The following is a 12,815-nucleotide window of genomic DNA, read 5'->3' on the forward strand; positions in this document are numbered from 1 at the left end:
AGGAGGACTCAGGACTTCCTCTTCGGCATCGGGCCGGCGGCAAAAGCCGCTCACCACCATCGATGCGGCCGGGGGAGACTGCCGGACGGAGTTTTCGTCGGCCTGGACCAGACGGGCGATCAGCGACGCGGTGGGGCGACGCTGTCCCGGGCGACCAGGGCCGGGGCGATGGTCTGCCGCAACGCACCGCCGCTGCCCGATTCGATCTGGGCCAGCAGCATCTGCAGACTCGCCCGCGCGACCGCGCCGAAATCCGGCCGGACGGTGGTCAGCGGCGGGATGAAGTACGCCGCCTCCGGCACATCATCGAAGCCGACCACGCTGATCTCGTCCGGCACCCGCCGGCCGAACTCGTGCAGGGCCCGCAGCACGCCGAGCGCGAGATGGTCGTTGGCGGTGAAGACCGCGGTGACCTCCGGCATCCGTGCCAACATCTGTCCACACCGGTAACCCGAGGCTGCGGACCAGTCCCCCGGCAGCAGGGGCGGTGGATCCACCCCGGCGGCCAGCAGTGCCTGCCGCCAGCCGTCGATCCGGCCGACACTGTCGAACCAGTCGGACGGCCCTGAGACATGCCAGACCGTACGGTGGCCGGCGTCGAGCAGATGCTGGGTCGCCGCTCGGGCACCCGCCACCTGATCGACTGTCACCAACGGCACCGGCCGACTCGGGTCGCCGTCAACCGTGACCAGCGGGACATCCTTGGGCAGGCGCTCCAGCGCCTCACCCGCCGACTCGACCGGCGCGATGACCACGATGCCCGCGACACGGTGCGACAGGTGCCGCTCGACGGCGGCCGAGATGGACCGGTGGTCGAGGTTCTGCACACTGCCCATACTGACCGCGAAACCCTCCGCGGCGGCGGTCTGCTCCAACGCCGCCAGCAACGAGGCCGGACCGTAGAGCGTCGTGTTCTGAGCGACCACACCGATGACCTGTGATCGCCCGGTCACCAGTGCACGCGCCGCGCCGTTGGGGCGGTAGCCGAGCTGGGCGATTGCCGCTCGCACCCGCAGCCGGGTCTGCTCACGGACGTTGGGGTGCCCGTTGAGCACTCGCGACACCGTTTGATGCGAGACACCGGCCAGACGAGCAACGTCCGTCATCGCGGGACCGTGGACGGCCATTTCGCTCCCCCCACTACATCGCCGGCCCGCAGCCCGTCGACGTCGACTGGAGCGATTCGGCCCGATCCTCCTCGCTCAGCCACCACGCCGGTGCTGAATCCCAGGTGACCAGCGCTGGATGGCCTGCAGTCTACGTCAGCCGACGACTCGGAGGCGGCACCGCTGTGCCGGGATCGGCGGAACGTGCGCGCGACCGCGCGGCGTGATCACCGAGTCGGGTACACGGACAACCGGCTGCGCCCCGAATCACCATGGCCTGCTCCGCGCTCCGTCGGACGGAGTGTGGAGCAGGCCGGCGATGACAGGACGTGGTGGCGGCACGCGTGCACCCGCCTGGCGGGCACGTGGTCCTGTTGCGTCAGCAATCAGACCTAGCGCCGCTCGCGCGATGTCATGGCGTTGTCAGACTGAACCGGCGTACGGTAACCGCGCCACCGAGCGACTGGGTGGCATGGTTGAACATCGCGAATCGGTAGCCCATGAAGAACTGCCAGTTGTTGGCCAGGGTCAGGGCATTGCCAAGTGGGGTGAAGGTGACTCCGTCCGTGCTGTAGGAGAAGCTCGCTTGTCGGCCGGCGCCGGGTCTGATGTCGGCGCTGGCGCGCAACCAGATTCGGCCACCGGAGACTGCGGCGCTGGCCACCTCGGTACCGGTGCTGGTGGTGTTCCAGTTGCTGTCCATCGTTAGGCCGTTCTGCATGACCAGCCGGGTGGTGCCGTTGTCACGACGGACTCCGATCCACGCGGACGAGTTACGCAGCACCGCCAGCCCGGTGCGGTCACCATCGTTCATGGTGGAGTAGTCGAGTTCGATGGTGGCGGTGGAGCTGGGGCCCTGGATCCGATGGGTCAGGGTGTTACGTGCGGCGTACAGATCGCCGGTGACGGTGGCGGTCTGCAGGCGCAGTCCGTCGCTGACCGACCATTTGGTGTTGTCCGGGTTGTGGTTCCATTCCCATTGCGAGCCGAGCGTGGTGCCGGCAAAGGTGTCGGTGCCGGTCAGTGGTTTCACCGCCCGAGGCGGTGCGGGCAGGTTCGGTGCGGGGTAGGAACTACCCCAGGCGCCGTTGACCGTCTGCACCACAGGCCAGCCGTCGCCGCTCCAGCTGATCGGTGCCAGAGCCGGCATCCGGCCGCCGGGATAGGCATCCACGAAGGCCATGTAATACCAGTCGCCGTTCTGGGTCTGCACCAGCCCACCCTGATGTGGCACGCCGCCGCCGGAGATCGGACCCGGCATGTCGAGCAGCACCTGGCGCATCTCGTACGGGCCGAACGGGCCGTTGGTCGACTTCAGGACGTACTGCCCGTTCGCCGGTCGGGTGAGCCAGATGTAGTAGTTGCCCCCGCGCTTGTAGAAACGCGCTCCCTCCAGCGTTCCGACGCTCGACGGAGTGGTGAACACCTGCTGGGCGCGGACTTGACTACGCCCGTCGGCGGAGAGCTGCGCCACGCTGATCGTGCCGTTTCCGTACGCCACGTACATGGTGTCGTTGTCATCGATCAACATTCCGGCGTCGTAGTAGCAGTTGTTGATGGTGGTGTGCCGGTTCCATGCGCCGTCGACGGCGGTCGCGGTGTAGATATGGGTCTGCGCGAAGTCGACGCACCCCGCCCAGTAGAACGTCCGGTTGCTCGGACGGTAGTTCAACGTCGAGGCCCAGATTCCGTCGACGTACGCCCGGCTGCCGTTCAGGTCGTACTTCGACCCGAAGTCGAGCCGGGGCACGGAGTGACCGGCGAACTCCCAGTTCACCAGGTCGTACGAGCGCAGCACCGGTGCGCCCGGCGAGTAGTGCATCGTGGACGCCGACATGTAGTAGGTGTTGTCCACCCGGATGATGTCGACGTCGGCGAAGTCCTGCCACACGACCGGATTCGAGTACGGGGTGTTTCCGGGATTGCCGCTGCCGACGGGTACGAGCTGCCATTGCTGGTTGTTGCCACCCCAGTCGTCGTACTGCACCACGTTCGCACCGTCGGCGGTCGACGCGCCCTGCACCTCCACCGCCCTGTTGCTGTTCCGATTGATCAGGCGCACGTAGCCACCGGCCGAGTCCGCCAACCGGAACTGCTGGTTGGTCCCGTTGCCGTCAGCCCACTGCACCACCGCCGCGCCGTTCGCGGTGGAGAAGTTGTAGACATCGAGCACCTTGCCCGAATGACGCGACTTCAACCGGTAGTAGCCTCCGCCGGAGTCCACGAACTGCCACTGCTGCCAGGCACCGTCGTTACGCGGCCACTGGGTGATCCGCGCACCGTCGGTCGTCGCCCGGTTGTAGACGTCCAGCGCCTTACCGCTGTTGCGGTTCACCAACACGTACCAGGCATTGGTGTCGACCGTCGCGGCCGAGGCGGGTGTCGGAGCGACGGCCGCCAGCGCTCCGCCCACCACCACCGCCACCGCCGCCGCGGCGAACCGCGACAGCCACCCACGCCGCCGCGTTGGTGGCGCTACCCAGGGAACCCGATCGATGGCAACCATGATCCTCCTTCGACGACGCGAACCGAACGGTCTGAGTCGATGTCCACCGCACCGGGCGGGGCGCGAGGCTGGCCGTTTGCCTTTTGTGATCGCTAACATCGCCCACCGCGCTTCGCTGCACTCTGCTGTTGCGCACGGAGAGAGACATGATCGCGGGCGAACCAGCCGCAGATATCGACCGTCTCCGCTATAGACTGTGAGCGATAACACGCTCGTAGTCAAGACGTAACACAAGAGGCTCGTGGTCGTGCCGAACGAGGACGGGGTGGTCCTCCCTGCCCGGCAGACGCGGGCAGGGACGGACCACCCCGTCATGGACACGGTGGGGCCGGACGGGTCAGAGGCCGCGGGACAACCGGTAGTAGGCCTGGTTCCAGCGAATCTCGTCGGCAAAGCGGCGGGGCTTGGTCTCGGCGTCGATGACCACCAGTTCGGTCCGGCTCATCTGCGCCAGGTCGTGCAGCTCCTCCACTCCCACCGCCTGGGACAGCACGGTGTGGTGCGGCGCGCCAGCGGTGATCCACGCCTCTGCCGAGCCGGGCAGGTCGGGTCGCGGGCGCCACACGGCGCGGGCCACCGGCAGCCGGCGCAGCGGCTGTGGCGGAGCCACCACGTCGATCTCGTTGGCCACGAGCCGGAAGCGCTCCCCCATGTCTGCCAGCCCGAGCACCACCGCCGGGCCGGGCGCGGCGTCGAACACGAGCCGGACCGGATCCTCCCTGCCCCCGATGCTCAGTGGGTGGATCTCCACGCTCGGCACCCCGGACGCGATGGTCGGGCAGACCTCGAGCATGTGCGCACCGAGCACCAACTCCTCGCCCGGGGTCAGGTCGTAGGTGTAGTCCTCCATGAACGACGTACCGCCATCGACCCCCACCGACATCGCCTTGAGGGTCCGGACCAGCACAGAGGTCTTCCAGTCCCCCTCCCCGCCGAAGCCGTAGCCGTCCGCCATCAGCCGCTGCACGGCGATGCCGGGCAACTGGCGCAGCCCGCCGAGGTCCTCGAAGTTCGTGGTGAAGGCCCGGAACCCGCCCGCGTCCAAGAAGGCGCGCATGCCGAGTTCCAGGCGTGCGGCGTACCGCAGCGAGTCGTGCCGCTCCCCTCCGGCGAGCAGCTCGCCGACGATGCGGTAGGTGTCGTCGTACTCCTTGACCAGCTCGTTCACCTGCGCGTCGGTGACCTCATCGACCACCTGGACCAGGTCGTTGACGCCGTAGGTGTTGACCGACACCCCGAAGCGCAGCTCTGCCTCGACCTTGTCGCCCTCGGTCACCGCGACGTCACGCATGTTGTCGCCGAAGCGGGCCAGGCGCAGCGACCGCATCGCCGACCAGCCGCGCGCGGCGCGGGCCCACGCCCCGACGCGGGCGGTCACCCGCGGGTCGCTGACGTGCCCGGCCACGGTCTTGCGGGCCACACCGAGACGGGTCTGGATGTACCCGAACTCGCGGTCGCCGTGGGCTGCCTGGTTCAGGTTCATGAAGTCCATGTCGATGTCGCCCCACGGCAGCTCGACGTTGGCCTGAGTGTGCAGATGCAGCAGCGGTGTCCGCAACGCGTCCAGGCCGGCGATCCACATCTTGGCCGGCGAGAAGGTGTGCATCCACGCGACAACCCCGATCGCGCCCTGCATGGCGGCGTCGCGGCAGACCTGCAGAATCTCGCCGCTGTTGGTCAGGACCGGCTTCCAGACCACCCGGGCGGGAATCTGCGGCGATTCGTCAAGCACGGCCGCGATCCGACGGGACTGCTCGGCCACCTGCCGGAGAGTGTCCTCGCCGTACATGCCTTGGCTGCCGGTGAGAAACCAGACCTCGGGTTCGGTGTGTGATGCCATGGGGCTGCCTTCCGCGAGAGGGACGGTCACTTGTAACGGATACCGATGAGTCGCTGGAAGAGGATGAACACGAAGAGCAGACCCCCGATCACAATTTTGGTCCACCAGGAGCTGAGACTGCCGTCGAAAGTGATGAGGGTCTGGATCACGCCCAGGACCAGCACGCCGAGCACCGTGCCGAAGACGTAACCCGAGCCGCCGGTGAGCACGGTGCCACCGATGACGACCGCGGCGATGACGTCCAACTCCATGCCGACCGCGATCAGTGGCGCGCCGGAGAGGGTGTAGAAGGACAGCAGGATCCCGCCGATCGCGGAGCACAGGCCGCTGATCGTGTAGACGGCGATCCGGGTCCGCCCCACCGGCAGCCCCATGAGCAGCGCCGACTGTGGGTTGCCGCCGATGGCGTACACGTTGCGGCCCAGTCGGGTGTAGGCCAGCGTGTACGCGGCGACGGCGACCACGACCAGCGTGATCAGCACGCTGATCGAGACGAAGTTCCCGCGGGGATCACCGATCCGCTCCTGCGACATCCTGGTCCAGAACCCATCGGTGATCGGGATGGACGAACCGGAGATGAACGTGCACATCCCCCGGGCGAAGAACATCCCGGCGAGCGTGACGATGAACGGCTGGATCTCGAAGAAGTGGATGGCACAGCCCATCAGCAGGCCGATCGTCGGGCCGATGAGCAGCGCGATGACGAGGACGAGCGCCGCTGGCAGGCCCTCCTGGAGCAGCCAGGCCGACACCATCGCCGTCATGGCGACGACGGAACCGACCGACAGGTCGATGCCGCCGGTGAGGATCACGAAGGTCATACCCACCGCGACAACGAGCAGGAACCCGTTGTCGATGAAGACGTTGAAGATGACCTGCACGTTGGAGAACGCCTGGTACTGGGACACGCCGATGCCGTACATGACCAGCAGCAGGGCGAGCGTGGCCAGGACCGGCACCTGCCGCCTCGGCAGTCGGATCCAGGACGGGCGCGCGGTGAGCGATCCGGTGGTCATGCCGGCACCTGCTCCTTCGGCTTGGCGGCGATGGTGCTCGGCGGCGGCGCGCCGCTCCTGCGACGGGTGAATCGAGCACGGAAGGCCGGCGCCTGGATGAGACAGACGGCGATCACGACGACCGCTTTGAACAGCAGCGAGGTCTGCGGTGAGATGTTCATGGCGTACACCGTGGTGGTCAGGGTCTGGATGATCAGCGCGCCCAGGATGGTGCCGCTGAGGAAGAACCGGCCGCCCGCGAGCGACGTGCCGCCGATGACGACCGCGAGAATGGCGTCGAGTTCCACCCAGAGTCCGGCGGCGTTGCCGTCGGCGCTGGAGACGTTGGCCGTCATCATGAAACCGGCGATCGCGGCGCAGCCGGCGCTGAGCACGTACGCGAGGAACACGACCCGGCCGGAGCGGATGCCAGCCAGGCGGCTGGCCTCGGCGTTACCGCCCACCGACTCGATGATCATGCCCAGTGCGGTGCGGCGGGTGAACGCGGCGACGAGCAGGGCCGCCGCCAGCGCGATGAAGATCGCCAGCGGCAGGGTGAGCACGTGCCCCAGCCCGATCGCCCGGTACGGCTCGGAGTTGATGGTGATGATCTGGCCCTCGGTGATCAGCTGCGCGAGCCCTCGGCCGGCTACCATCAGGATCAACGTGGCGATGATCGGTTGAATACCGATCACGGCGACCAGCACCCCGTTCCAGGCCCCGAGCACGAGCGCGACCCCGAGGGCCATCGCGAGGGCGGTCAGCACCACGCCAAGGCTGTTCTGGTCGGGTTGCTGGCTGATGTACGTGCAGGCGATCGCGCCACTGATCGCGCACAGTGAGCCGACCGAGAGGTCGATGCCTCCGGTCGAGATGACCAGGGTCATGCCCAGGGCGACGAGGATCAGCGGCGCGCTCAGCCGCAGGATGTCGATCGGGGTGCCGTACAGGTGCCCGTCCTTGAGTTCGACGGACAGGAACCCCGGCCGGTAGATCGTGTTCGCGGCGAACATGACGACCAGCACGGCGGCGGGCCAGAACAGCCGGTGACCGATCATCGTCCGATAGCGGCCCATGGCGGCGTTCATCGGTCTGCCTCCTCCCGGTGGGATCCGTTGGCGATGGTCGCCATGATGCGATCGGCGTCGAGGCTGTCGTCGTTGATTAGCTGCGCGACCATCTGCCGGTCACGCATCACCACCACCTTGTGGCTGAGGCGCAGCACCTCCTCCAGTTCGGCAGAGATGAACAGCACCGCCATGCCGCCGTCGGACAACTGCGCCACGAGCTTCTGGATCTCCGTCTTCGCGCCGATGTCGATGCCCCGGGTCGGTTCGTCGAGGATCAGCAGCCGGGGCTCGGTGATCAGCCACCGGGCCAGGAGCACCTTCTGCTGGTTGCCGCCGGAGAGATTGCGTACCGGCACCTCCGGGTCGGACGGCCGGATGTTGAGCGCGCTGACGTACTTCTCGACCAGCTCGTCCTGCCTGCGGCGAGGGATGGGCCGCAGCCAGCCGCGGGCGGCCTGCATGGCGAGGATCATGTTCTCGCGGACCGACAGGTCGGCGACGATGCCCTCCGCCCGGCGGTTCTCCGAGCAGAAACCCACGCCCTGCTCTATCGCCCGCGCGGGAGTACGCAGACTGCTCGACGTGCCGTTCACCGCGACCCGACCACCGTCGGCCCGGTCGGCACCGAACAACAGCCGGGCCACCTCGGTACGGCCGGAGCCCAGCAGCCCGGCCAGTCCGACCACCTCCCCGGCGTGAATGGTGAGGTCGAACGGCTCGACCGCCCCCGACCGGCCGAGCCTGGACACCGCCAGCAGCGGGCTGCCCTGCTGTCGGGCGGCCACGTCGCGCCGCGAGTGCTCCTCGATCCGGCCGAGTACGTCGAGTTCCTTGCCGATCATCTTCTCGACGAGGGTGAGCTGGGGCAGTTCGGCGGTCGGATACTCGCCGACCAGCCCGCCGTTGCGCAGCACGGTGATCCGGTCGGCGATGCCGTAGACCTGGTCGAGGAAATGGGTCACGAAGACGATCGCGATGCCCTCGTCGCGTAGTTGCCGCATGATGCGGAACAGCTGGGCGACCTCGCCGGCGTCAAGGCTGGAGGTCGGCTCGTCCAGGATCAGCACCCGGGCCCGGATGTCGATCGCCCGGGCGATGGCGACCATCTGCTGGATGGCGAGGGAGTACGTCCCGAGCGGCGCGCTGACGTCGAGGTCGAGGTCGAGGCGGGCCAGCAGGGCACGGGCGCGGCGGCGGACCTCACCCCACCGTACGGCGCCGAGGAAGCGGGGCTCGCGTCCGATGAAGATGTTCTCCGCGACCGAGAGGTTGGTGCAGAGGTTGACCTCCTGGTAGACGGTGCTGACACCGGCGGCCGTCGCCTGCATCGGCCCGCTGAAGGACACCGGCTCGCCGTCGAGCGTGATCGTGCCCTCGTCGGTGCCGTAGACGCCGGTCAGCACCTTGATGAGGGTCGACTTGCCGGCGCCGTTCTCGCCCATCAGGGCGTGCACCTCGCCCGGAAAGAGCCGGAAGTTGACGTCGTGGAGTGCGCGCACCCCGGGAAAGGACTTGGCGATCCCGGTCATCGTCAGGACCGGACGGCTATCCGTCATCCCATCAGACCTCTTCTGGGTTGTCGACAGGGAAGGGCCGCTGCGCTCCCGTACGCCCGCCCGGTCGTCACTGCGGATCGCCCGGGCGGGCGTGGTACGAGGTGATCGCGGGCCACGCCCGGTCCGTTGCGGGTAACGGGGTGACGCAGCGGGGCCGCCACGCGAGCGCGGCGACCCCGGCGTCGGTCAGTACTTGCGGTTGGGCAGTGCCGCCTTGGCCTGCTCGGAGGTGAAGGTGGTCTCCTCGGTCTCGATTCGAGCCGGCACCTCCTCGCCGGCGTAGACCTTCTTCGCCAGGTCCATGAGCTGCGGGCCGAGCAGCGGGCTGCACTCCGCGATGAAGTTGAACTTGCCGTCGGCGAGGGCCTGCATGCCGTCCTTGACGGCGTCCACGGTGATGATGGTGATGTCCTTGCCTGGCACCTTGCCGGCGGCGGTGATCGCCTCGAGCGCGCCCAGTCCCATGTCGTCGTTGTGCGCGAACAGCACGTCGATCGTCGGGTTCGCCTTGAGGAACTGCTCCATCACGGCCTTACCGCCGGCCCGGGTGAACTCACCGGTCTGTGAAGCGATGACTTTCAGGTTCGGGTTGGCGGCGATTGCCTCGGCGAAGCCCTTCTTGCGGTCGTTCGCGGGCGCGGCACCGGCGCTGCCCTGCAACTCGACGATGTTCACCGGGCCCGAGGCGGTCTTCTTCTGCTCGACCAACCATTCCCCGGCGAGCCGGCCCTCCTTGACGAAGTCCGAGCCGAGAAAGCTCTTGTAGAGGGACTTGTCGGCCGAGTCGACCGAGCGGTCGGTCAGGATGACCGGGATGCCGGCGTCCTTGGCCTCCTTGAGCACGGTGTCCCACCCGGATTCCACCACCGGCGAGAAGGCGATCACGTCGACCTTCTGCTGGATGTAGTTGCGGATGGCCTTGATCTGGTTCTCCTGCTTCTGCTGCGCGTCGTCGAACTTCAGGTCGACCCCAGCGGCGGCGGCGGCCTCCTTGATCGAGGTGGTGTTCGCGGTACGCCAACCGCTCTCCGCGCCGACCTGCGAAAAGCCCATCGTGATCTTGCCGTCGTCGGTGGACCCGCCGCCGGTGTCGCTGTTGCCGCAGGCCGCCATGCTGCCGACGAGCAGCACGCTGGCGACGACCGAGGCGGCGCGCCATGCAGCGGAGTGCGTTCGCATCTTTCTCATCGGATCTCCTTGGGCTCGGTGTGGTGGATGCACCGCGCCTACCGCCGACGTGCGGGAAGTGGCATACGCGGCTGGTGCGTGCTGGTAACTCCGTGGTGCAGACCGGCGGGCTTCGACCCGGCCGCTGGGCGGTCAGGAATCGGCCGGTGCCGCCGGTTGTTGGCCGTAGACGTTCTGGTATCGGTGGTAGAGGGCGTCGATGTCGGCCTGCGCGATCGGCACCGGCTGCCCGAGTACGCGGGCCAGGTGCGCGGTACGGGCCACGTCCTCGCACATGACCGCCGCCTTGACCGCCGCGCGGGCGTCGCGGCCGATGGTGAACACGCCGTGGTTACGCATCAACACCGCGGGCGAGCGGTGCCCGACGAGCGTGCCGACGATGCCCTTGCCGATGTCGTCGCCACCGATCAGGGCGAACGGGCCGACCGGGATCTCCCCACCGAACTCGTCGGCCTGCGCCGTGAGATGGCAGGGGATCGCCTCCCCGCGGGCGGCCCAGGCGGTGGCGTACGAGCTGTGCGTGTGGACGACCCCGCCGACCTCGGGCATGGCCCGGTAGACGTAGGCGTGGGCGGCGGTGTCGCTGGACGGCGCCAGATCCCCCTCGACGAGTACGCCGTCGAGGTCGCACACCACCATGGTGTCCGCGGAGAGCTCGTCGTAGCCCACTCCGCTCGGCTTGATCACCATCAGATCCCGGCCGGGGACCCGCGCGGAGACGTTGCCGGCCGTCCAGGCGACCAGGCGGTATCGGGTCAGCTCGGCGTGCAGGCGGGCGACGCTCTCCCGCAGCTCGCCGATCTGTCGGCTCACCTCGGCGTTCATCGGATCACCTCCAGCGCGGTCCCGTGCGCGACCGCGGCGGCCTCGACCGCCGCGTTGCGGATCGCCCGGAGGCGGAGCATGACGTCGTTGCCGCCGCGCCCAAACTGGTCGTGCAGTGTCCGGTACTCGGCGTAGAGGGCGTCGTAGGCACGAACCCGCTCGGGATCCGGTCGGTAGACGGCCTCGTGCACCCGACCCATCGCCTGCGACGCCTCGTGGATCGAGGGGTATTCACCGGCGGCGACGGCGGCGTGGATCGCCGATCCCAGCGCGGGCCCCTGTGCGGAGCCGATGATGTTCAGCGGCCGGTTGGTGACATCGGCGTAGATCTGCATCAACAGGCTGTTGGAGGTCAGACCGCCGGCGATGACCAGGTCGTCCACCGCCACTCCGGACGCCACGAACGCCTCAATGATCATCCGTGTGCCGTACGCCGTGGACTCCAGCAGCGCCCGGTAGATGTCCTGCGGCCGGGTGGCCAGGGTCATCCCGATGATCATCCCGCTCAGGTCGTGGTTGACCAGCAGCGAGCGGTTGCCGTTCCACCAGTCCAGCGCGATCAGGCCGTGCGCACCGACCGCCTGGCTCGCGGCCAGTTCGGTGAGACGTTCGTGCGAAGCGACGCCGGCCGGGGCCGCGTGCTCGACGAACCAGCCGAAGATGTCACCGACCCCACTCTGCCCGGCCTCGTACCCCCACGCCCCCGGGCTGATGCCGCCGTCGACGACGCCACACATCCCGGCGACCTCCGCGAGGTGTGTGCCGTTGACCACGTGACAGGTGGAGGTGCCCATGATCGCGACAAGGCGACCGGGCTTCACCGCCTGCGCCGACGCCGCGGTGACGTGCGCGTCGACGTTGCCGACAGCCACCGCGATCCCCTCCGGCAGGCCGGTCCACGCCGCGGCCCGGGCGGTGAGCGCGCCGGCCCGGGCGCCGAGGGGTTGCAACGGACCGTCCAGCTTGCTCACGAAGTCGCCGAAATCCGGGTTGAGCGCGGTCAGGAAGTCCCGGGAGGGATGGCGACCGTCCTGAAGGATGCCCTTGTAACCCGCCGTGCAGACGTTCCGGGTTTCGCTGCCGCCGAGCTGCCAGACGATCCAGTCGGCCGCTTCGACGAAGCGCTCGGTTCGGTGATAGACCTCGGGGTCCTCTTCCAGCATCTGCAGGCCCTTGGCGAACTGCCACTCGGCTGAGATCTTCCCGCCGTACCGGCCGATCCACGGCTCCGCACGCTCGTGTGCCAACGCGTTGATTCGGTCGGCGTGCGGTTGCGCGGCGTGGTGCTTCCACAGCTTGACCCAGGAATGCGGACGGTTGCGCAGCTCGGGATCCTCGCAGAGCGGAGTGCCGTCGGCGAACGTCGGGAGCACGGTGCAGGCGGTGAAGTCGATGCCGATCCCGACCACCGCCGCGGGGTCCACCTTCGCGGCGGACACCGCCGCCGGGACGGCGTACCGCAGCACGTCGCGGTAGTCCTCGGGATTCTGCAGAGCCCAGTCCGGAGGAAGCGGTCGGCCTGCCGGAAGCACTGTGCTGATGACCCCGTCGCCGTACTCGTGCACCGCGGTCCCCAACTCGGCACCATCACCGACCCGAACCACAAGAGCTCGTCCGGACAGGGTGCCAAAGTCGACACCGACGACGTAGCGGTCGCCAGCTCCGTCCACACGGTTCATGTTCACCTCCACCGTAGACGGAGATAGTGTTAACGCTCACATCCAAACTC

Annotated in this window: 9 protein-coding genes; all 9 read right to left on the bottom strand. The window is 68.2% G+C overall.

Annotation, left to right across the window (positions count from 1 at the left end; all coding sequences use genetic code 11):
* Positions 1–119 precede the first annotated feature (119 nt).
* Complete coding sequence (locus tag OG792_RS22455) at positions 120–1,106, bottom strand: LacI family DNA-binding transcriptional regulator (RefSeq protein WP_329101944.1); 987 nt, start codon at positions 1,104–1,106, stop codon at positions 120–122.
* A 412-nt stretch (positions 1,107–1,518) separates the two neighbouring features.
* Positions 1,519–3,612 carry an RICIN domain-containing protein gene (locus tag OG792_RS22460; RefSeq protein WP_329101946.1) on the bottom strand — a complete coding sequence of 698 codons (2,094 nt, stop codon included), beginning with the start codon at positions 3,610–3,612 and terminating at the stop codon, positions 1,519–1,521.
* Positions 3,613–3,949: 337 nt separating this feature from the next.
* Complete coding sequence (araA, locus tag OG792_RS22465; protein WP_329101949.1) at positions 3,950–5,452, bottom strand: L-arabinose isomerase; 1,503 nt, start codon at positions 5,450–5,452, stop codon at positions 3,950–3,952.
* Between the two features lie 26 nt (positions 5,453–5,478).
* Positions 5,479–6,468, bottom strand: a complete 990-nt coding sequence (yjfF, locus tag OG792_RS22470; RefSeq protein WP_329101950.1) for a galactofuranose ABC transporter, permease protein YjfF — start codon at positions 6,466–6,468, stop codon at positions 5,479–5,481.
* Positions 6,465–7,535, bottom strand: a complete 1,071-nt coding sequence (locus tag OG792_RS22475) for an ABC transporter permease (protein ID WP_329101951.1) — start codon at positions 7,533–7,535, stop codon at positions 6,465–6,467. Before OG792_RS22475 ends, yjfF begins: the two co-directional genes overlap by 4 nt.
* Positions 7,532–9,073 (bottom strand): sugar ABC transporter ATP-binding protein, encoded by a 1,542-nt coding sequence (locus tag OG792_RS22480; RefSeq protein WP_329101952.1) that lies wholly within the window; start codon positions 9,071–9,073, stop codon positions 7,532–7,534. Before OG792_RS22480 ends, OG792_RS22475 begins: the two co-directional genes overlap by 4 nt.
* A gap of 186 nt (positions 9,074–9,259) precedes the next feature.
* Complete coding sequence (locus OG792_RS22485) at positions 9,260–10,261, bottom strand: ABC transporter substrate-binding protein (RefSeq protein ID WP_329101954.1); 1,002 nt, start codon at positions 10,259–10,261, stop codon at positions 9,260–9,262.
* 132 nt (positions 10,262–10,393) lie between these two features.
* Positions 10,394–11,086, bottom strand: coding sequence for an L-ribulose-5-phosphate 4-epimerase (locus OG792_RS22490; RefSeq protein ID WP_329101956.1), 693 nt, complete (start codon positions 11,084–11,086; stop codon positions 10,394–10,396).
* Positions 11,083–12,765, bottom strand: coding sequence for a ribulokinase (gene araB / locus OG792_RS22495; protein WP_329101958.1), 1,683 nt, complete (start codon positions 12,763–12,765; stop codon positions 11,083–11,085). Before araB ends, OG792_RS22490 begins: the two co-directional genes overlap by 4 nt.
* Positions 12,766–12,815 lie beyond the last annotated feature (50 nt).

The organism is Micromonospora sp. NBC_01699, assembly GCF_036250065.1.
Taxonomy (GTDB): domain Bacteria; phylum Actinomycetota; class Actinomycetes; order Mycobacteriales; family Micromonosporaceae; genus Micromonospora_G.